Source organism: Bartonella bilalgolemi (assembly GCF_023500045.1).
Classification (GTDB): Bacteria; Pseudomonadota; Alphaproteobacteria; order Rhizobiales; family Rhizobiaceae; genus Bartonella; species Bartonella bilalgolemii.
Genome location: NZ_JAMCOF010000001.1, coordinates 12,811 through 34,604, shown reverse-complemented (window position 1 = coordinate 34,604; position 21,794 = coordinate 12,811). Strand labels below are relative to the sequence as shown.

Sequence of the window (21,794 nt, the reverse complement as noted above, 5' to 3'; positions counted from 1 at the left end):
AGATAAAAAAGTGCTTTTAGATATCCAGATTAGCAACACTTAAGGCATTATCTTGGATAAAAGATCGCCGTGGTTCAACTTCATCACCCATTAAGCGAGAAAAGAGTGAATCTGCATCAGTTGCATCATTAATTTTAACTTGTAAAAGAGTCCGTGCATCAGGATCAAGGGTCGTTTCCCACAATTGGTCAGCATTCATTTCTCCAAGACCTTTATAACGCTGTAAAGTCAAACCTTTTTTGCCATTTTTAAAAATACTTTCTAATAAACCAATGGGCCCCAAAATGCGCTCTGACTTATCCTTGCGATGCAAGAGAGGAGGAGGGCTATAGACTTCTATGAGATTTTGGGCAATACGATCAATTTGGCGCGCATCCGATGAATTTATAAGTCCTGCATCGAGCGTAATAATTTCTTTAACACCACGCAAAATACGCTCAAAATGTAGTCCTCCTTCTGGTGCACAGATACCCTTCCAACCACACTCCATATCATCAGCAATTAAGTCTAGGCGATTTGCCACATTGTCTGCTGTTTGTTGAGCTTTTTCTGGTGTTGCAAAGGCTTCAAAGCTAAAAATACCAGCAATTGCTGCCTGCTCAACAATATTACGATCATAGCGTGTGTGAAGACCATTGAGAAGTTGGCGTAACATACGAGCATCTTCAGCAAGCTTACGCAAATCAGTGCCGGCAAAAACTTCACCTGTTGAAAGTTCTAATGTTGTTTCTTCTAATCCAGTATCAATTAAAAATTCTTCGAATGCTGCTTCATTTTTTATATATTGAAAAGATTTACCACGTGATACTTTATAAAGAGGTGGTTGAGCAATATACAAATATCCGCGTTCAATCAATTCAGGCATTTGCCTAAAAAAGAAGGTGAGAAGTAGGGTACGGATATGTGCTCCGTCAACGTCTGCATCTGTCATAATAATAATTTTATGATAACGTACCTTATCTGGTGAAAATTCATCTTTCCCAATCGAAGTACCAAGGGCGGTGATGAGTGTTCCGATCATTTCAGATGAGAGCATTCGGTCGAAACGTGCTCGTTCGACGTTAAGAATTTTGCCACGTAAGGGCAAAATCGCTTGATTTTGACGTGAACGCCCACTTTTAGCGGATCCACCGGCTGAATCTCCCTCAACAATAAAGATTTCTGATTTTGTAGGATCACGTTCCTGACAATCAGCAAGTTTTCCTGGTAAAGAAGTGATATCGAGGGCCCCTTTACGTCGTGTGAGTTCTCGTGCTTTACGGGCTGCTTCACGGGCCGCTGCAGCTTCTACTACTTTACTAATAAGAATTTTTGCTTCATTAGGGTGTTCTTCTAGCCATGCTGAAAGACCTTCATTTACCAAATTTTCAACAATAGGGCGCACCTCTGAAGAAACCAATTTATCTTTTGTCTGAGAGGAAAATTTTGGATCAGGTACTTTGACAGAAAGAATAGCTGTTAAGCCTTCACGACAATCATCACCGGTTAAACTAACTTTTTCTTTTTTAGCAATTCCTGAGGATTCTGCATAACCATTAATTTGACGTGTTAAAGCGCTACGAAAACCTGCTAAATGAGTTCCTCCATCTCGTTGCGGAATGTTATTAGTAAAACACAATACTTTTTCATGGTAGGAATCATTCCACCATAAAGCAACGTCTACACTCATGCCATCTTTTTCGTTTGTGATATAAATAGGATTATCAATGAGAGCTTTTTTTGATTGATCGATATGTTTGACAAATTCAATTAATCCACCTTCATAATGCAATTCTACTGATTGAACATCTGCACGACGTTGATCAGTAAGAAGAATGTATATTCCCGAATTTAAAAAAGCTAATTCCCGTAGACGACGTTCTAAAGTTTCGAAATCAAATTCAACCATTGTAAAGGTTTCAGAACTTGGTAAAAAAGTTATTTCTGTTCCACTTTCTGAATCGCAATCACCAACAATTTCTAATGCGGAATCGGCGACTCCGTGGGTAAACGACATTTCATGAATTTTGCCATCACGCTTAATGCGTAACCGCAGCCAAACAGAAAGTGCATTAACCACAGAGACACCAACACCGTGCAATCCCCCGGAAACTTTGTAAGAATTTTGATCAAATTTTCCACCAGCATGAAGTTGCGTCATAATGACTTCAGCGGCTGAAACACCCTCAGTTGGATGAATATCTGTTGGAATTCCACGTCCATTATCACGAACAGAACAGGATCCATCAGCATGAAGCGTGACATTTACAAGAGTAGCGTAACCGGCTAAAGCTTCATCAATAGCGTTATCTACAACTTCATAAACCATATGATGCAGGCCTGAACCATCATCGGTATCACCAATATACATGCCAGGACGTTTGCGCACAGCGTCAAGACCTTTAAGCACTTTAATGGAAGATGCACCATAGTCACCACACATTGGCGAAGTCGTTTCATCACTCATAGGTCAATCCATTTCTGTATTTAATTTCAATATTTCATCAGTTTTTTGTGCGCTTAGATATTTTAGCTCGTTATTTATAGAATAACAACATTAGATGTTTACCGTATATCAAATCTATATTCAACATGTGTCATGTTTAGAATAGATATAAAGGTTTTTTCGTATTGAAATGATGATGTTTTGTCGATACGTATTGCACGATATCATAAAATGATGAGGAAAGAAGACCTTGTTGTAAAAAGTGAAGGGTTACCTTGGTTATATTTTATAGCTTTAAAATAAAATTTACGTTCCGTGAAAGGGAAGTTATTGCCTTACTGCTTTGAATTGATAGTATCTAGATAATAGTATTTATAAAATTAAGGCATCATTCTTGCATAATAGAAAAAAGTCACAATAATTACGAGGAAAACAGGAATAAAGCCGATACTACTATAGAAATTTATTCTGCACTAAAAAGAACTCTTGTTTTCCATATTTTTATCTACAAAAAGCACACTATAAAATCCATATTATAGATATTCTAAAGATACATGGAAACTATTAAACTTTTTAATAATTGTGAGAAATATCAAATACTTTAACCTATTTAAAATACCAACTCTTTTTAGTTGAATTTTTAACATTATGACAAAGAGAAAAGAGCAGTTTAGCTATGAATAATTTATGGGAAAAGATTTTAAAAATGAATATATTTATCAATATGTTAAATTCTTTTATTGGAATTTTGTTTATAGCGTCAGTCCTTTTTTTTTCATCTTTTGTACAGGTTGGGATGGGAGGAAGGCTTCCTTCTTTTTTTAATGCGCATGAACATTTGATACAGCCTGATATAGCCAATATAGCCCGTTTACGTTTTGTTACAACGTTTGATTTTCCTCCTTTTAACTTTCTTGATAAAACAGGCCATCTTGCAGGTTATAATGCTGATTTATTACGCGCTATTTGTGTAAAGCTAACACTTGAAAAACTGTGTGAAGTAGAAGTTGTTCCTCGGAATGAGTTGATAAATCATCTCAACAGCGATGAAGCAGAGGCAATGATTGCTGGTTTAGAAGAAACAGCGGAAATGCATCAATATTTTGCTTTCACCCAAACTTATTTGCGTTTTCCTGCACGTTTTGTATCATATAAGTCTTTGAATTTTAATGAGCTAATAAGTGATAAACTTGAGTATTTAAAGAGTGGATTTTTGATTAATAGTGCATATGAAAAACTGTTTCATAGTTATTTTCCTAAAGCCGAGTGGCAGGGGTTTAATGATAGAAAAATGCTCTATAAAGCATTACAGGACCATGAAATTGATCTTATTTTTGATGATGGGTTGGCTTTGTCTTTATGGATAAATGATCCGCAATCAATAGATTGTTGTCATTTTGTTGGGGAAGCTTACATAGCTCCACAATTTTTAGGAGCAGGAATGCGAATTGCTGTTGCAAAAAAGAATGCACAATTAGTTGATATTCTTAATTATGCTCTAAAATCTTTAGAGCGTGATGGCAAGCTTACAGAGCTTTATTTACGTTATTTTCCAATTAGTTTTTATTAATTCAAAACTCATTAAGTAATAGTTACAAGTCTTTCGTTGTTTAACCGATAGGAGATGGCTTCTGCAAGGTGATGGCGTGCAAGGTGCTGTGCTTGATCAAGATCAGCAATAGTGCGTGCGACTTTGAGAATACGATGATAAGCACGTGCGGAAAGGTGCATCTTTTCGCTAACATCGCGTAGTAATGTAGCTGCATTTTGATCGGGAATAGCGATTTGTTCAATGATTTTTGCCGGACAGTCACTATTGGTGCGGATGTGGGGAAGACCAAGTGTTGCAAAACGTTTAGCTTGAATAGAACGCGCCTGTGCGACTCGTTTTGCGACTTTATAACTTTTTTCTGACTGTTTTTGTTGCATGAGATCCATAGCTGTTAAAGCAGGGACTTCAATACGTAAATCAATACGATCAAGTAGAGGACCAGAAATACGGGATTGATAATCAATTTGACACCGTATACCTTTGGAACAAACATGGCCTTTTTCACCAGCCATACCGCATCGACAAGGATTCATTGCAGCGATGAGTTGGATACGGGCAGGATAACTTATATGATGATTGGCACGGGCAATAACACATTCTCCGCTCTCTAAAGGTTGACGAAGAGAATCAAGCACTTGAGGAGAAAATTCAGGAAATTCATCTAGAAATAAAACACCATTATGAGCAAGTGATACTTCTCCTGGTCGTCCTTTGAGGCCACCACCGATCATTGCCGCCATAGAGGCAGAATGATGTGGAGAACGAAAAGGACAATGGCGTGATATAGCATTATGTGTTGTTTCTCCTGTAATAGAAGAAATGAGAGCGACATCTAAAAGCTCACGGCTATCAAGAGGTGGTAAAATTGAAGGTAAGCATTGGGCTAGCATAGATTTACCTGCACCAGGAGGGCCTACAAATAGAAGATTATGCCGTCCAGCTGCACAAACTTCCAATGCCCGTTTTGCAGATTGTTGTCCTTTAATCTCACAGAGATCTGGTAATTCGGTTGATGTGGTATATTGACGTGGTTGTGGTCTTTTTTGAATTTGTGTTCCTTTAAAATGGTTAATTATAGTAAGAAGAGTTTCAGGAGCAAGAATATCCATTTCTGTATTTACCCATGCTGCTTCGGGACCACATTTGTGAGGGCAAATTAATCCTTTATCAAGGGATAATGCCGTCATTGCAGTAGGTAAAACACCATTAACAGAGTTAATAGATCCATCAAGTGATAATTCACCTAAAATGATATATTTTTGGCCTATCTTGGAAGGAAGAAGATTCATAGCAAGCATTAAGCCTATGGCAATGGGAAGGTCATAATGTGAACCTTCTTTGGGCAAATCAGCTGGTGCAAGATTAACAGTCACTCGTTTGTTTGGCATAGAAAGCCCGCAAGCATGAAGAGCTGCTTGTATTCGTTCACGGCTTTCTGCGACCGCTTTGTCGGCTAATCCAACAATAGCCATTCCTATTTTACCAGAGGAAATCATAACTTGTACATCAACAGGAATTGCTTCTAGACCACGAAAAGCAACCGTTGTAACATGCGCGACCATTATTTTATTTCCCCCGCCTTCTTTTATTTGAAAGACACAATCATATCTATGTATAAAAATCAAGAAGTGCTTCTACACGCTTTTTGATGAAGTTATATAGAAAGATTTGATAGCACTGTAATGGAGGACCATTTGTATAAATTTAACTATAATAATATATGCTTCAATAAAGTATTTAAAATCAATTAAATGAATGTATTAAAAACATAAAAATATAACACTACACAAAGCTTTGTTTCACAGTTCTTCAAAATCTTGTGAATACGAAGAAAAAACGAAAAAGAAATATGAAATAACATATGTAAGAAAAGTGTATTATTTAATGTAATTAAAAGGGTGAAGAACTTAAATAAAAAACAATGTTTGTAATTATTTAGTTAAGTTTATTTATAAGAAAAAACATCAAAATGTTTGTTAAGAGTACCTGATTTGGTAATATGTCGGACAAAAATTTCGCTGAAGTTAATAACCGCATACAGTGTAGTGGTAGCTTTATGCCTAATTTTTACTTTTACACGGTCAGTTGTGGCATTTGAGCTTTTTGGTTTTCATTTATTTGGAAAAAAAAAATCAGCTTTTTTTCCATATGGAATAAATAACGCAGAAAAATCTTATACAATTGAGGTGGTTGCTCCACCGGGGGCTCCATCAGAAGGGATTAAAATAGCTAAAGCCGCGTCTTCTCTTGTTTCTGATCAAGGTAAAGCAGTAGCAAATTCATCTGGTTTGTTAGCTAAAGCCCGTTCAAATTATCGGACAATACTTGCAGCTCTCTATGCTGATGGACGTTATGGTGGTATCATTAGTATTAAGATTAATGGTTTAGAAGTTTCTGACTTAAGCCCTTTGGCTCAATTACCTGCCCAGTCGAGTATTGTCATTACAATTGATGCTGGTCCACAATATGTTTTTAATGTTGCGAATTTCAATAAAGATTTTTCTCTTGAAAATTATAAAATAGGTGAAATTCTTTCAGTGGAAAATTTAGGTTATAAGGTTGGTGCTGTTGCAAAATCTGAGACTGTTCTTAAAGCAGAACGGTGGTTAATAGAAAGGTGGCGCCAACACGGTTATGCTAAGGCAAATATTGTGAATCGTGATATGGTTGCTGATCATGCAGCGCGCTTTGTTGATGCGCAGATTACAGTTAATCCTGGAAAAAAGGCTTATTACGGCCCTTTAAATGTGCGTAATGTGAGTGAACAGCCACGTATGGATTCAGCTTATATTGCATGGATGACAGGATTAAAACTAGATCAACAATATAATCCTGATGCGTTGATCAAAGCAAATAAACGGCTTGCACGACTTGATGTTTTTCGTGCAGTGACTTTGCGTGAGGCTGAAACAATTAGTTTCGATGGTCATTTACCACTGACACTTATTTTAGAAGAACGTAAACCACGACGTTTTGGCATTGGTGGTAGCTATTCGACATTAGATGGCGCAGGGCTTGAAGTCTATTGGATGCACAATAACCTTTTTGGGCAGGCAGAACACCTTAAAATTGAGACTAAAATAAGTGATATTGGTAGTAGAAAAGAAGAATCTTATCATCCGAAAAATTTTGATTATCTTTTGGGGGCAACATTCATTAAGCCTGGCATCATTACTCCTGATACGGATTTTTCAGCAGAACTGAAAGGAGAACAAGATGTTTTAGATAATTATACTACCACAGCTCTCAAAGCGCAGTTAGGAATTACGCATATCTTTAATGATAAGTTATCAGGGCGAGTTGCTTTAGCTACTTTTAATGGTTATTCACGTGATGATTATTTTGGGAACCGTCATTTCACCACAATTGGATTATTGAGTGGTATGATTTATGATGGCCGTAATAGTACAGTTAATGCAACAAAAGGCCTATATAGTGAAGCAGTTCTTGAACCGCTTTATGAAATGCGTTTTGATAATTTTGTGACAAAAATGACAATAGAAGGTCGGTCTTATTGGGCATTTGATGTAAAAGATCATTTTATTTTTTCAACACGAGTAAAGTTTGGTACAATTATCGGAGGTAATATAGCTGAATTGCCTTCAGATACACTTTTTTTTGCTGGTGGCGGTGGATCTGTTAGAGGTTATGCTTATCGCAATATTGGCATAAAAACAGAAAATGATACTATTGTTGGTGGGCGTTCTATTGTTGAAGGGTCAGCTGAATTACGCTTTTTCTTTAATAATAAAATAGGATTTGTGAGTTTTATTGATGGTGGTTTTGTAGGGGAAAAAACGCATTTTAATTTTTCACGACAAATGAAATGGGGAGTGGGTATTGGAGGTCGTTATATGACTGGTTTTGGCCCTTTTCGGTTTGATGTAGCTTTTCCTTTTAAGCGAGAGAAAGGTGATCCCCGTGTTGGTTTTTATGTGGGTATGGGACAAGCGTTCTAATGAAAAAAATGTGGTATTTGAGGTTTTTTTTATTTGGATTTTCTCTTTTAATGATAAGCTTTTTTTTATTTGTTCAGAGAGGAAATTCATTCACTGGAGAAGAAATAAGAAATGATCGTTCATGGCTTATCTCTTTTATTGAACGTAAAATTTCAGCACCTAATCGACAAATTCGTTTGCATAATATCCAGGGAGTATTATCTTCACAGGCCTCTATTGATACAATTACTATAAGTGATAACAAAGGTATTTGGCTTAAAATTAACAACGCTAAGGTTGATTGGAATCGTTTAGCTTTATTGCGAGGACATGTTGAAATTAATCAACTTTCAGCAGAAAAAATTATATTTTTACGTAAACCACAGAACTCGTCCTCAATTTCTTTTTTTGAAGCCGATCAGTTTTCCATACCCAAATTGCCTATGGCAATTTTTGTTAATACATTGATGGTTGAGTGTCTGACCTTTGAAAAGGACATTTTTGGCTTTACTTCTGATGTATCATTAAAAGGGCATTTAACCTTAAATAATGATGAGCTGGATACTAATATAGAGTTTCAACGTTTAGATGAATTAGGTTATTTTTCTATCTTGACAAAAATATCCAAGGACGATCGTACAGCTACAATTGATATTATTGCTGACGAACCGCAAAATGGTATTATGGCTAATATTCTTGATCTTGAAAAACGTCCTGCATTAAACCTCTCAATTAAAGGTAATGGAACTTTTGATGATTTGGTTATTATGATTAATTTAAAAGCTAATCAGCAACCTATTGTAGAGGGAAATTTTGTTCTTGCAGGAGTTTCAGAAGGTTATAGTCTTGTAACGAATTTAGGGGGAACAATCGGTCTTTTAATGCCTGCTCAATCTAAATATCGTAGATTCTTCGAATCTAATGTTGCTTTAAAAGCAAAAGCAACGATGACAAACGAAGGTGCAATGCAGCTTAATCATATGACCATTCAAGGAGATGCAATTGATGTTGTAGCTAATGCTGAAATAGCGCATGATGGATTTTTACGACGTCTTTTTATTGATGGCAAAATAGCTTTTGATAAAGAAAAATCATCAACTCCCTTACCACAGTTAGAGACACGAACACGCGTAGATAATCTTGCTTTAACAGTTGATTATGGCCGTAAAGGACAACAAACTTGGAAAGGGCGGCTTGCCATACATCATTTGAGCAATGACAATGTTCATATTCGTGATGCCGTTTTTGATATGGGGGGTGTGAGTAAAAATCTTGATAATTTAGTTTCTCGTCATGTAGGTATTCAGATTAATGGTACTCTTCAGGGAATTACAAGGATTAAGGATGGTTTTGCAGAAGATCTAAATCAACCAGTTTATATACATATTGATACGGATATTCTTTCTGGAAAACCAATGTCAATCCATAATTTTAGTATTAAAGCTCAGGATTTTTCTATTTTGTTAAAAGGACAAATGGATCGTTTCATTTTTAAAGGCGATCTTGGTGTAAAAGCGCGGACATTAGCACCTTTGGGTTTGTTGAATGGGCAGTCATTTTCTGGTGGTGCGGATATTAAAGCAAAAGTAAATTTTAATTTAATTAAAGGTACTTTTGATCTTAAATTTTTAGGCATAACTGACAATGCTGCAATAGGAAGGGGAGCAATTGATCATTTATTAAAGGGAGAACTTTTTCTTTCAGGTGATATTGCGTGGAATGCAATAGGTTTAATTGTAAACAATTTCCATTTAAAAAGCCAGTTTGCCAATATAAAAGCTGATGGCTATTTTGGCAGAGAAAGTGCTGAAATGGATTTTTCTGCTCAAATATCTAATCTTACTCTGTTAGATTCAAGAATGAATGGCTCTGCTACAATTAAAGGTGCAGCTAGAGGACATAATAGTCTTATAACAATCAGTACAAAGGCTGAAATTGTTGAAGCCTTTTTGGTTGGGAAAAAGCTTCAAAATACAATATTCAATGTTAATGTACTTATGGATAATACATCACCAGTTAACTCCTATTTAACGGGCTTTATAGAAGGAAAGGGGACTTTTGCTGAGAAACCATTACAGCTCTCCGCGGCTTTTAACAATACCGACCATATCTGGAAACTTCAGAGTATAAATATTAAAGGAGGTGATGCGCGTATAACCGGTGATATTGCTCAAACGTTTGAACGTTTTTTGAAAGGAAACTTGCATATTGATGCGGACGATATTTCAACTCTTTCTGCATTATTTTTGCAAAAAGGGAGTGGGAAAGTGAAAGGAGATTTTATCTTTGATGAAAGAAATAACCAACAAATAGCAAATTTAAAAGCTGATGTTAACCGTTTTATACTTGCAAAAAATGAAATAAAAAAATTGGCTATACAAGCTGATATATTCAATCCTTTTGGCGCGATACAATTTAAAGGTTCTGTTAATGCAGAACATATTCGAACACCATTCATGATGGTAAATCATTTGAATGCTCAAGCTGTGAATAACAATGGACAAACGGTTTTTAATGTTCAGGCAGTGCTGCATAATGATACGGATGCAAAGCTTTCTGGACGCGTTATAACAGAAGGGTTATTTGCAGATGTGAAACAAAAAGTGCAGCTTGAAACTATAGATTTGAAACAAGCCAGTTTGCACGCAGCGTTACTTAAACCAGTGACCATCCTCTTCGATAAAAATGGAATAACGATGAGTAAGTTAGGAATTTCTATCAATGGAGGTGAGATCGCGCTTTCAGGCAATATTCAAGATACTCTTAATTTGCATCTTACAATGAATGCTGTTCCTGCTACATTAGCAAATCTTTGGAAACCAGATCTTGATGCTGCCGGGACTTTAACAGGAGATATTATGGTTCATGGGAGTTTGACAAAGCCTGAGATAATCTATGATATAAGGGGTCAAGAGTTGACGATTGCTTCTTTTCAAGAACAGAAAGTAAAACCTTTTGCTTTTTCTGCTAAGGGTAAAACGGTCAATCAGGATCTTCTTTTATATGCTGAGCTAAGTGGAGATGGATTGCAAGCACAAGCACAAGGAAAAGTCCCTCTAGATAAGAGTAGTTTTGATTTACATGTTAATTTAAAAAATTTTCCTTCACATTTGATCAATGGTTTTATCAAGGGACAGCTTCTTGGAGGAGAAGTAATTGGTGAGGTTGATATTGGTGGAGATTGGAAGAATTTGTCTACCCATTTTGATCTCTCTAGTCAAAATTTGACAGTCATGACTCATAAAGGACAAGAGCCAATTAATATGAATATCCGTGGTTTTTATAAAAAATCGACATTTCATATTGAGCATATAATAGCATCGGGTGCCAATTTAGATCTTTCTGTTAATGGACAAATTTCTTTGAATAATTCGAAAATTGAATTGCGTGTTAAAGGCATGATGCCTCTTGATTTTATGAATCAATTTGTAGCTGAACGTGGTGCACATGTAGCGGGAATAGTAAAAATAGATAGCACCATCAGTGGTGCATTATCTCAGCCGCAATTAGAAGGACACTTTTCTGTATCTAATGGTTATTTTTTAGATACACAAACAAATTTAGAATTGAATAATATAAGGTTTGCAGGCAAATTGAATGGTGATCATATAATTTTAGAGAATGCTTATGCTTCTTCATCTTATGGAGGGTCTCTTTCTGCTTCAGGTCGCATTTCTAATGATTTACAGACCAATTTAGTTATTTATCTCGATCATGCCCATTATAATGATGGATCTATGGTTTTTGCAACATTAACAGGCGAAATGACAGTAACTGGTTATTTTTTGCGTGATCTTGTTATTGGTGGTGATATCACAGTTGAAAAAGCAGAATTTCTTATCCCTGATAATTTTAAAAATTCAGCATTTTTAGATCTTAAACATAAGAATTTAATCGTACCGATTCAAAAAACACTTGAACGAGCTAATGTTAAAACTTTTGATCATAATCAAAATGTTTCTGAAGAGTCTTCTTCTGTTGTGCGGTTGAATGTAAAAATTAATGCACACAACAAATTTTTTGTACGTGGTCGAGGAGTAGATGCTGAATTAGGAGGAAGTATTAATTTAAAAGGTCCTTTGCAGGGTATGCGTCCGGTTGGTGAATTACAAATGATTCGCGGAAGGTTTGATATTCTTTCACAACGTCTCAATTTCGAAAAAGGACAGGCAAGCTTTAACGGTAATCTTAATCCTACTGTTTATTTTATTACCAATAATAATAATGGCGATATTCGTGTTAATGTGATAGTAAGAGGGACAATTGATAATCTTGATATTCAGTTTTCTTCACAACCTGTTTTGCCACAGGATGAGGTATTAGCACGTTTGATTTTCAATCGCTCCCTTAACGAATTATCACCATTTCAAATTGTTCAGCTTACAGCAGCGGCAGCTGAGTTTGCTGGTGCTTCTAATACATCTTTATTAAATACTTTACGCACTCGTATTGGTCTCGATGATCTTGATGTTGTTGTCGACAAAAAAGGCAACACAGGTTTACGTGTTGGACGCTATATCCATGATAATATTTACCTGGGTTTTGAAGCAGGATCCAATGGAACAACGAAAGGAACAATTAATTTGGATATTTCACGCCATCTTAAAGCTAAAGGGGCTATAGGCAGTGAAGAAAATACGAGTTTTGGCTTGTTTTATGAAAAAGATTATTAACTTAAAATTAGTGATAATAATAAAGTTTATTATTTAAAAGTTTTGTTCTTTAAATTGGATGTGATGAAGTGTTTTATAAACGCCTTCTTTTTTGGCTAGTAATTCTTGTTGGGTTCCTTGTTCAATGAGACGCCCATTTTGTATCACAATAATTTTATGAGCACGTGCAATCGTTGAAAGACGATGAGCAATAACAATAGTTGTACGCCCTTGTGTAAGGTGATCAAGAGCTTCATTGATTTGTACTTCAGTTTGTGAATCTAACGCACTTGTTGCTTCATCAAGAAGCAAGATTTCACTATCATGAAGCATGGCGCGGGCGATGGCAATACGTTGTTTTTGTCCACCTGACAGATTATTACCATTATCTCCAACCTGTGTATCATACCCATCGGGTAAATCCATAATAAAGTTATGAGCATTGGCTGCTTTTGCTGCTTTAATAATATCGTTATCACTTGCTCCTTCTTTTCCAAGTCCGATATTATATTTAACGCTTCCTTGAAATAGAAAAGTATCTTGTCCTACGTAGGCCATGAGGTTTCTAAGGGAACGAAATGTGATGTAGCGAATATCTTGATCATTAATCAATATACGCCCTTGAGTGGGATCATAAAGGCGCATAAGAAGGTTAATAAAGGTTGATTTTCCTGAACCTGATGGTCCCACTAATGCTGTCATTTTGCCTGCTTCAATTTCTAGATTAATATCGTTTAGCGCCATATGATTATCAGTATAAGCAAAAGAAACATGTTCAAAGCGTATAGAATTTTGTATTTTATTAAGATCCTTAGCTTCTTTATGTTCCATAACTGTAATAGGATGATCGAGTATTTCGAACATTGTACGGATGCTAACTAGACCAGATTCAATTTTAACACGCACATTTGCCAATCTTTTGGCTGGTTCATAGGCTAAAAGTAAAGCAACAATAAAGGACATTAATTCACCTTGAACGCCTGTACGCTGATTTGCAAGGTAGCCGGAAAAACAAATAACACCTGCAATCACAATGCCAGCAAGTGTTTCCATAATTGGATTTGTAGCAGCTTCAAGCATTGCGATACTGTTTGCTTGTTGTTCAACATCATAAATAGCTTTATTCATGCGTTTTTGCATCAATTTTTCGAGTGAAAAAGCTTTTATGACATGAATACCAATCGTTGTTTCTTGTACGATTTTGATAATTTCTCCGAGTGAAAGAAGTTCTTTTTCCATAAGGTTACGAACATGCTTTAAGGCTATTCGAATTCCTAAAAATGCTAATGGACCCACTATTAAGGTAATGGCAATTAATGTGAAATTTTGAATAAACATAACAAACAAAAGACCAATAACAGAAAGTAAATCACGCACAAATGTTGTGATAATAATATCAATAATATTGCGCGCTGCTGTTGCACTGTGAGTTACACGGACAAGAAGATCAGATGAAGTATTATTTTGATAAAAAGAGACGCCTTGTTTGATGAGGCGTGTATAAATTTTCCGTTGTTGTTCAGCAACAATACTATTGCCTGCTTTACTTAGAAAATAAGTTTGAGTAAAAGTTGCAATCCCCTTAAGAATGAAAATAAAAGCAATAACACTGGAAATAAAAACAACCATATTAAAATTTTGTCCATCAATAATATGATTGACAACATCACGCATAATCCATGCACTGATGACAGTGGTAAAGGAAATAATGATCATTGAAACAATGGCGACACTATACCAGCATATATGTTTATGAAAATTTTCTTTTAACAGCCGAATGATGAGATGTTTATCAGAAGAGGATATTTGTGTTTTGGCCATGCAGCACTTCTATCACTTTTTTATGCAATATCAAATCATCCTTTATAGGAGAGTTTGAGAGCTTCTGATAAATAACTTTTTTCTACGGATTAATCATTAATTTCTTATTAAAAAGTATAACATGAGACCTCTGCAATATGAAAAACTGCATTTATACATTTTCAATAAGCTTTATAAGGTTGAAATTGTCATTAAAATTATTTAGGCGCTATTACCATCATAATTTGACGACCTTCAAACTTTGGTTCAGATTCGATTTTGGCAATTTCGCTTGTATTTTCTTTAACTCGCTGAAGAAGCTTTATTCCAAGGTCTTGGTGCGCCATTTCACGACCACGAAAACGCAAAGTAATTTTCACTTTGTCGCCATTGTCAATAAAACGACGGATCGCTTTTAGCTTGACCTCATAATCATGAATATCAACATTAGGGCGCATTTTAATTTCTTTAATTTCGATAGTTTTTTGTTTTTTACGCGTTTCAGCTGCTTTTTTTTGATTTTGATATTTTAGTTTGCCTAAATCAATAATTTTACATACAGGTGGCTCTGCATTTGGCACAATCTCAACTAAATCAAGTCCAACATCTGCCGCCATAGAGAGCGCTTCTTGTGTCGTAACAATCCCCTGATGTTGTCCTTCATCATTAATTAATTGGACATGAGGTACCCGAATATCGTGATTTGAACGCAACCCATCTTTGGGAGTAGGGGTTATTTTAAATGGTCGACGAATGGTCTATGCTCCTTAATATCAATTAATTTCTAACATAACAGTATACAATATACAGAGAGAAAAACAACAGAAATTCGCGCTTTTTTCATTATCATTATAAAGATTATTTGTTATATTATTTTGAAATACAGTGATTTTCTTTTTATAAAAAGAATATTCTCTGGAGAAAGGGTGATAATGGATCGAAATATTCCTTGCCAATTTTTTTCATTTGAAAATACGATTCTTGCTGTTCGTCACCACAAAGGCAATCGTTCTCCTGGTTTAATTTGGTTGTCTGGTTATAGATCTGATATGTTAGGGAGTAAAGCGACAGTAGTTAATAGTTTTGCTCAAAAAAATGATTTTTCTTGTTTGCGTTTTGATTATTCTGGTCATGGAGAGTCGAAAGGAGATTTTTTTCAAGGAACAATTTCGCGCTGGGTTAAGGAGAGTTTAGCTGTTATTGAAGCTTATTGTGAAGGTCCGCAAATTTTGATTGGTTCTTCTATGGGGGGATGGATTGCTATAAGGCTTGCTATGATACTCGCGCAAAAAAACAAAGAGCCTGTTGGCATGATCTTAATTGCACCTGCTCCTGATTTTACGCAAACTTTGGTGGAACCTGCTTTAAGCGCAGAGGAATGGAAGATGCTCAAGGAAAAAGGCTATTGTGAGCGACCTTTGGCAGATGGTTTAGAACCATTACTTTTTACAAAAGCATTAATTGAAGATGGGCGAAACAACAGCGTTATGAAAGAATGCATAGATGTTGGGTGTCCCATTCATATTCTGCAGGGGATGGAAGATGATAAGATACCTTATCAGCATACATTAACTTTGCTTGATTATTTGCCTTTGCATGATGTAACATTAACACTTGTGCGTGATGCAGATCACCGATTTTCACGTCCCCAAGATTTGGATTGTCTTGAAAAGGTGTTAATGTCTTTGATTGATCGAATCAATGTTGAATAAAGGTTATGTTCATTCATTATGAGAGCTATGATATATGGTTATGTATGAACAGGACTTTATTTTCTCTAATTGTTGTGTATCTTTGCGGGTAAAAGAACACAAAAATGCACGCCGCCTTACCTTGCGTGTTGATGTAGCCAGACAAGAGATTTATTTGACAACTCCTCCTGCAGTAGAGCGAAGTGTGGTTCAGTGGTTCATTGCAAGGCACCGATCTTGGATTGAAAAGCGTCTTGCTCATGGAGGAATTATCAACGAAGATTTTCATCTCAAAGAGGGCTCACGAATTCCTGTATTGGGGGATCCACATGTTATATTGCGTAAAGAGAAACGTGGAGTAGCTGAAATTATCACAGGTGATGCTGGACAAGAATCACAGATCATTATTTACAGTCGCTTAGAACATCTTCCAAGACGCGTTGCTGATGTTTTGAAAAAACAAGCTAAAATTATTATAGCACCGTTAGTGGTTCATTATGCAAGTAAGGTGGGAAGAAAGGTTAAATCAATTAGTTATAAAGATACTAGAACTCGTTGGGGATCATGCTCAACAGATGGTCGCCTTTCTTTTTCATGGCGTCTTATTATGGCGCCAAAAGAAGTTGTTGAGTATGTTGTTGCACATGAAGTAGCTCACCTTGTCGAGATGAATCATGGAGAACGATTTTGGTCTCTTTGTGAAAAACTGTGTCCTGAGAGAAAAACCTATCAAGCTTGGTTAAAGAAAAATGGCCATACACTTCAAAGGATTAATTTTCACTAATGTAAAAATGTGATTCTTTTTTATGTCTGTATTGTTTTTGTATGCTGGATAGTATTATGTTACATATTTTGGGCTATAGGAGAATGAAGTAACGAAGCTTTACTTTATTTGGGGGATAGATTCAATATTTTCACTTTATCTTTTATATGATTAAGTTTAGCATTTTTAAAATTGCTCTTTTTAGATTGGAATAGCATTTATGCTTGTTCTTACAGATCCTGTTCAGCTTTTACAGACACTTATTCGTTGCCCTTCTGTTACGCCCCATGAAGCAGGAGCTTTATCCACTTTGGAGCATTTTTTAAGAAAAATGGGGTTTTGTGTTGAGCGTCCTGTTTTTGTTGATAAAAATACAGAAGATGTTGAGAATCTTTACGCAAAGATGGGCAGTAAAGGTCCTCATCTTATGTTTGCTGGCCATAGTGATGTAGTACCACCCGGTGAACTAGAAAATTGGACTTATCCTCCTTTTGAGGGAGTAATAAGCCAGGGAAAATTATATGGGCGAGGTGCTGTCGATATGAAGGGTGGGATTGCTTGTTTTATAGCGGCGCTAGCTCGGTTTCTGGAGAAAAAAACACTCAAGGGAAAGGTAAGCTTTTTAATAACCGGTGATGAAGAAGGTCCTGCAATAAATGGTACAGTCAAGCTTTTAGAATGGGCAGTACAAAAAGGTGAAAAATGGAATGCAGCTATTGTGGGTGAGCCAACAAGCGTCAATATTGTTGGTGATGTGATCAAAATTGGACGGCGAGGATCGATTTCTGGTATTATTACGGTTAAAGGTTGCCAAGGTCATGTTGCTTTTCCTGAGCGAGCAGCGAATCCATTGCCTTTGGCAAATAAGCTTATTCAAGCGTTGACGCAAACTGCTTTGGATCAAGGAACAAAGGATTTTCAAGCAAGCCATTTAGAATTAACAAGCATTGATACAGGAAATTTTTCTGTCAATATTATTCCAGCACAAACAGTCATTCGCTTTAATATACGTTATAATGATCTTTGGACAAAAGAAACACTCGTTGCTGAAATTGAGAAGCGCCTTTCTTCTGTACATTCTAAAGATGATCAAGTACCATATTATCAGCTTGAATGGATATATGGTTTAGGGGGTGTTTTCTTGACCAAGAATGATAAATTGGTTGGAATTTTGTCAAATGCTATTAAAAGTGTAACAGGGAACATTCCGGAATGTTCAACTTCTGGTGGCACTTCGGATGCGCGTTTTATTAAAGACTATTGTCCGGTGGTTGAATTTGGTTTGCCAGGGCTCACTATGCATATGGTTGATGAATGCGTGACACTTGAGGCTATAGAAAATCTAACTTCTATTTATGAACGTTTTATCACCGATTTTTTTGCGTAAATCGTAAATGAAGTGGTGATTATTTTAGTGACATAGGATAAAATGCGGCTTTAGAGATTTTAGTTTGCTAATTGATAAATAATGTGATCAAGAAAAATGCGTCCTTTTATTGTGGCTTTTAAATGTTGATTGTTCGTTATTTCCACTAATCCTTGTTGTTGTAAATGGATCAGTTTTTTTGACGATAAGCTTTGGCGATTTAAAGTTTCATAGCGTATTAGATCAAGTCCTTCTGTAAGACGTAAGCCCATGAGTAGCATTTCGTTAGCTTGTTGTTCTTGAGACAAGTGTTCTGTATCAATACAACCATGCCCTGTAGTTTCTACTAATTCAAGCCAATTTTCGGGATGTTTTTCGTTTATTGTGACATAACGGTTATGATTTTCAGTTTTTGATGGTAATTTTTCTGAGAAAGAAGAGGAATTTTTCAATGACTGCTTGATAAAACGTCCATGCGCACCTGGACCAAAACCTGCATATTCATGGTAGCGCCAATAAAGGAGATTATGGCATGACTCAGCACCAGGAATCGCATGATTTGATATTTCATAGGCTGGCAGACCATGCATAGTGGTTATTTCTTGGGTAAGGGTATAAAGATTTGCTGCTTGCTCTGATGCTGGTAGGATTAGTTTTCCTGCTGCATGAAGCTTTTTAAATGTTGTTCCGTCTTCTATGGTGAGTTGGTATAAAGAGAGATGGTCTGCGGCCAAATTAATAGCTTGCAAAAGTTCAGATTCCCATTGTTTAAGTGTTTGTTTGGGGCGCGCATAAATTAAGTCAAAAGATAAACGTGGGAAAATTTCACGTGCTAAATTAATAGCATGAAGAGCTTGCTTAGCGTTATGGAGACGACCAAGTTGTTGTAATGCTTTATCATTGAGTGCTTGTACACCTAGAGATAAACGGTTAACACCTGCTAAGTGATAACTACGGAAGCGATCTGCTTCTACACTAGAAGGATTAGCTTCAAGTGTAATTTCAACTTTGTCATCGATTGTCCAGTTTTTTGCGACAGCTTGTAATAAGCGATCAACAGTTTGAGGTGTCATAAGGGAAGGTGTTCCCCCGCCGATAAAAATGCTTGTAATATGACGAGGGCCTATTTCATGAGCTTGTGTTGTTATTTCACGTTCAAAAGCGTCTGCAAAACGCGGTTGATCTACCCCGTTTATCCGAACATACGAATTAAAATCACAATAAGGACATTTGCTCATACAAAACGGCCAATGAATGTAAATACCAAAGGGCTTCGTCATGAGAGAACTAAAAAATTTTCCGCAAAGAGTTTAAAAGCGCGTGCGCGATGAGAAAGAGGTGTTTGACCATTAAGTTTCCAGTTATGTTTTTGTTCTGTTGACATTTCACCAAAAGTATTTTCGTATCCATCAGGTAAAAAAATAGGATCAAAGCCAAAACCTTTGTTTCCCCGTGGTGGCCAAATGAATGTACCTTCAACACTGCCGCAAAAATAATCTGCACGTCCATCAGGATATGCAAGACAAATAACGGATATAAATCGGCCTTTACGTTGATTTTTTTTAAGAGAGCCAACTTTTTGTAATTCATTTTCTATTGTTTGCATAGCTTTTAGAAAATCACGTGTACCATCGGGTTGGAGAGCCCAATCAGCTGTATAAACACCTGGTGCACCATTTAAGGCATCTATTTCCATGCCAGAATCATCAGATAAAGCAGGGAGGCTTGTGGCTTTTGCAGCCGCGAAAGCTTTGATATAAGCATTTTCTTCGAATGTTCTTCCTGTTTCTTTTGGTTCGAGCAAGCCAAGTTCTTTTACTGATTGTGTTGCTATACCAAAAGGAGCAATCAATGCCGTAATTTCATTCAATTTACCGGTGTTATGCGTAGCAATAATAAGTTTTTTGATTGCTATACTTCTCATGTATATGTTTCCTAAAATGAAGCAATAATCTCGGTTTGACTAAAGGTTTATTTGTATAGAATAAAAATTTATAACAATGATTTTGGCGATTTCAATACAACAAAATAATGTGACATCATTAAAGTTTTTTTGGTAGTTGCTTAAATTTTTTATATACAATGTATTGATTCATTAAGTAACAAAATTTGGTATCAATTTTAATTTGTGAATTTTTATAGCATGGATTAATATTTTATATATCGTAAGGAATAGACTTCAAATGATTTTTAAAAATTTATTGCAGAATACAATTGATTGTATTTGTAATCAGTTTAGACAATTGTAAAAATAATTATTTTTAGTTTTATGAGACATAATTCTACATATTTTTATATTTATTCTAAGGTGATTATTCGTATTTGATAATGGTATTATTGTAATAGATATGCGATATATCTTTTGCGCTGTATTTAGATTATTTGACCATCTTTTTGAAGAACTTATATAATAAAGAAGTATTTTTAAAATAGTGAAACAATCGTTATGAAGCAAATGCCCATTGATGACTCCTTAAAAATTCTTGATAAGCGTTCACGTGATATTTTTTGTCATATTGTTGAAGCTTATCTTAATGATGGTGAACCGGTGGGTTCACGTAATCTTTCGCGTCTTTTACAACAAACGTTATCACCTGCAACAATTCGCAATGTAATGAGTGATCTTGAGCATCTTGGTTTAATTTATGCGCCCCATGTGTCCGCAGGGAGAATGCCAACACAATCAGGTTTGCGATTTTTTGTTGATGCATTTATGGAAGTAGGCGATTTACCAACTGAGGAACGTGAAAATATTGAAAATCAAGTTAAAGAAGCTGGTAATGCACAATCAGTTGAACATTTTTTAATTCAAGCAAGTCAAATTCTTTCAGGTCTTTCACGAGGAGCAGGATTAGTTCTCGCAACGAAACAGGAAGGTACACTGAAGCATATTGAATTCGTACGTCTTGATGGAGAGCATGCTCTTGCAGTTTTAGTCACACAAAAAGGCGATGTTGAGAATCGTATTATTAAGTTACCAGAAGGTGTGACACATGCACAATTGACAGAAGCAACAAATTTTCTCAATGCTCATATACAGGGACGCACACTTAATGAAGCAAAAATAGAGGTTGCACGTTTATGCTCAGAAACACGAGCTGCTCTTCATCAATTGTCTCAACATCTTGTTGAAACTGGTTTAGCTCTCTGGGGAGGAGAAGATTCAGATCATAAAATACATCTTATTGTTCGGGGGCGGAGCAACTTACTTGAAGATGTGAAGGTAGGAGAAGATTTAGAGCGGTTGAGATATTTGTTTGATGACCTTGAAACACGCGAAAGCATGGCACAGTTGCTTGACTTAGCAGATGAAGGATCAGGGGTGCGTATTTTTATTGGTTCAGAGAATAAATTATTTTCACTATCTGGTTCTTCTTTAGTAGTAGCCCCTTATTGTGATGCACAAAAAAGAGTCATTGGTGCTGTAGGTGTTATTGGACCAACACGTCTTAATTATGCAAGGATTGTACCTATGGTTGATTATACAGCTCAACTTGTATCACAATTGTTACGTTAGCATGGTTGAATGTTGTATTAGGAGTGATCATTGTGCTAACGAATAAGTAAAGAGCTCTTGATTTTTGTTTGAAAAATTTCGATATCAAGA

13 protein-coding genes are annotated in these 21,794 nt (G+C 36.0%); 7 read left to right on the top strand and 6 right to left on the bottom strand.

Features of this window, described 5'->3' with window-relative positions:
- Positions 1–16: 16 nt before the first annotated feature.
- The gene (gene gyrB / locus M4Z11_RS00115) at positions 17–2,446 is read right to left on the bottom strand and encodes a DNA topoisomerase (ATP-hydrolyzing) subunit B (RefSeq protein WP_249674144.1); all 2,430 of its coding nucleotides are present in this window, start codon (positions 2,444–2,446) and stop codon (positions 17–19) included.
- Between the two features lie 655 nt (positions 2,447–3,101).
- On the opposite strand from gyrB, the gene M4Z11_RS00110 reads away from it, so the two are divergent.
- Positions 3,102–3,995 (top strand): transporter substrate-binding domain-containing protein, encoded by an 894-nt coding sequence (locus M4Z11_RS00110; RefSeq protein ID WP_249674140.1) that lies wholly within the window; start codon positions 3,102–3,104, stop codon positions 3,993–3,995.
- Positions 3,996–4,006: 11 nt separating this feature from the next.
- Here M4Z11_RS00110 and M4Z11_RS00105 read toward each other — a convergent pair whose 3' ends face one another.
- On the bottom strand, positions 4,007–5,539 hold the full coding sequence (locus M4Z11_RS00105; protein WP_249674136.1) for a YifB family Mg chelatase-like AAA ATPase: 1,533 nt from the start codon (positions 5,537–5,539) through the stop codon (positions 4,007–4,009).
- 456 nt (positions 5,540–5,995) lie between these two features.
- Here M4Z11_RS00105 and M4Z11_RS00100 point away from each other — a divergent pair, with 456 nt between their 5' ends.
- Positions 5,996–7,936, top strand: coding sequence for an autotransporter assembly complex protein TamA (locus M4Z11_RS00100; protein ID WP_249674916.1), 1,941 nt, complete (start codon positions 5,996–5,998; stop codon positions 7,934–7,936).
- Positions 7,936–12,588 carry a translocation/assembly module TamB domain-containing protein gene (locus M4Z11_RS00095; protein ID WP_249674134.1) on the top strand — a complete coding sequence of 1,551 codons (4,653 nt, stop codon included), beginning with the start codon at positions 7,936–7,938 and terminating at the stop codon, positions 12,586–12,588. The genes M4Z11_RS00100 and M4Z11_RS00095 overlap by 1 nt, the downstream gene beginning before the upstream one ends.
- Positions 12,589–12,621: 33 nt before the next feature.
- On the opposite strand, the gene M4Z11_RS00090 is transcribed toward M4Z11_RS00095, so the two are convergent.
- Together M4Z11_RS00090 and infC are read right to left on the bottom strand one after the other, a co-directional pair.
- A complete protein-coding gene (locus M4Z11_RS00090; protein WP_249674132.1) occupies positions 12,622–14,388 on the bottom strand; it encodes an ABC transporter ATP-binding protein in 1,767 nt (588 codons plus the stop codon).
- 197 nt (positions 14,389–14,585) lie between these two features.
- Positions 14,586–15,104 (bottom strand): translation initiation factor IF-3, encoded by a 519-nt coding sequence (gene infC, locus M4Z11_RS00085; protein ID WP_249674901.1) that lies wholly within the window; start codon positions 15,102–15,104, stop codon positions 14,586–14,588.
- A gap of 195 nt (positions 15,105–15,299) precedes the next feature.
- Here infC and M4Z11_RS00080 point away from each other — a divergent pair, with 195 nt between their 5' ends.
- From M4Z11_RS00080 to dapE, 3 genes are all read left to right on the top strand, one after another.
- On the top strand, positions 15,300–16,079 hold the full coding sequence (locus tag M4Z11_RS00080) for an alpha/beta hydrolase (RefSeq protein ID WP_249674130.1): 780 nt from the start codon (positions 15,300–15,302) through the stop codon (positions 16,077–16,079).
- Between the two features lie 34 nt (positions 16,080–16,113).
- On the top strand, positions 16,114–16,842 hold the full coding sequence (locus tag M4Z11_RS00075) for a M48 family metallopeptidase (RefSeq protein WP_249674127.1): 729 nt from the start codon (positions 16,114–16,116) through the stop codon (positions 16,840–16,842).
- 199 nt (positions 16,843–17,041) lie between these two features.
- Positions 17,042–18,208, top strand: coding sequence for a succinyl-diaminopimelate desuccinylase (gene dapE / locus M4Z11_RS00070; RefSeq protein WP_249674125.1), 1,167 nt, complete (start codon positions 17,042–17,044; stop codon positions 18,206–18,208).
- 59 nt (positions 18,209–18,267) lie between these two features.
- Here dapE and hemW read toward each other — a convergent pair whose 3' ends face one another.
- Positions 18,268–19,467, bottom strand: coding sequence for a radical SAM family heme chaperone HemW (hemW, locus tag M4Z11_RS00065; RefSeq protein ID WP_249674122.1), 1,200 nt, complete (start codon positions 19,465–19,467; stop codon positions 18,268–18,270).
- A complete protein-coding gene (gene rdgB / locus M4Z11_RS00060) occupies positions 19,464–20,111 on the bottom strand; it encodes an RdgB/HAM1 family non-canonical purine NTP pyrophosphatase (RefSeq protein WP_249674120.1) in 648 nt (215 codons plus the stop codon). Before rdgB ends, hemW begins: the two co-directional genes overlap by 4 nt.
- 522 nt (positions 20,112–20,633) lie before the next feature.
- Here rdgB and hrcA point away from each other — a divergent pair.
- The gene (gene hrcA / locus M4Z11_RS00055; protein ID WP_249674118.1) at positions 20,634–21,704 is read left to right on the top strand and encodes a heat-inducible transcriptional repressor HrcA; all 1,071 of its coding nucleotides are present in this window, start codon (positions 20,634–20,636) and stop codon (positions 21,702–21,704) included.
- The last annotated feature ends 90 nt before the right edge of the window (positions 21,705–21,794 follow it).

What these genes read in the sequence shown, in the direction of transcription:
- dapE (WP_249674125.1), top strand. Translation starts at nt 17,042, where the DNA reads ATGCTTGTTCTTACAGATCCTGTTCAGCTTTTACAGACACTTATTCGT.
- M4Z11_RS00110 (WP_249674140.1), top strand. Translation starts at nt 3,102, where the DNA reads ATGAATAATTTATGGGAAAAGATTTTAAAAATGAATATATTTATCAAT.
- rdgB (WP_249674120.1), bottom strand. Translation starts at nt 20,111, where the DNA reads ATGAGAAGTATAGCAATCAAAAAACTTATTATTGCTACGCATAACACC.
- M4Z11_RS00075 (WP_249674127.1), top strand. Translation starts at nt 16,114, where the DNA reads ATGGTTATGTATGAACAGGACTTTATTTTCTCTAATTGTTGTGTATCT.
- hrcA (WP_249674118.1), top strand. Translation starts at nt 20,634, where the DNA reads ATGAAGCAAATGCCCATTGATGACTCCTTAAAAATTCTTGATAAGCGT.
- M4Z11_RS00095 (WP_249674134.1), top strand. Translation starts at nt 7,936, where the DNA reads ATGAAAAAAATGTGGTATTTGAGGTTTTTTTTATTTGGATTTTCTCTT.
- M4Z11_RS00105 (WP_249674136.1), bottom strand. Translation starts at nt 5,539, where the DNA reads ATGGTCGCGCATGTTACAACGGTTGCTTTTCGTGGTCTAGAAGCAATT.
- hemW (WP_249674122.1), bottom strand. Translation starts at nt 19,467, where the DNA reads ATGACGAAGCCCTTTGGTATTTACATTCATTGGCCGTTTTGTATGAGC.
- M4Z11_RS00080 (WP_249674130.1), top strand. Translation starts at nt 15,300, where the DNA reads ATGGATCGAAATATTCCTTGCCAATTTTTTTCATTTGAAAATACGATT.
- gyrB (WP_249674144.1), bottom strand. Translation starts at nt 2,446, where the DNA reads ATGAGTGATGAAACGACTTCGCCAATGTGTGGTGACTATGGTGCATCT.
- M4Z11_RS00090 (WP_249674132.1), bottom strand. Translation starts at nt 14,388, where the DNA reads ATGGCCAAAACACAAATATCCTCTTCTGATAAACATCTCATCATTCGG.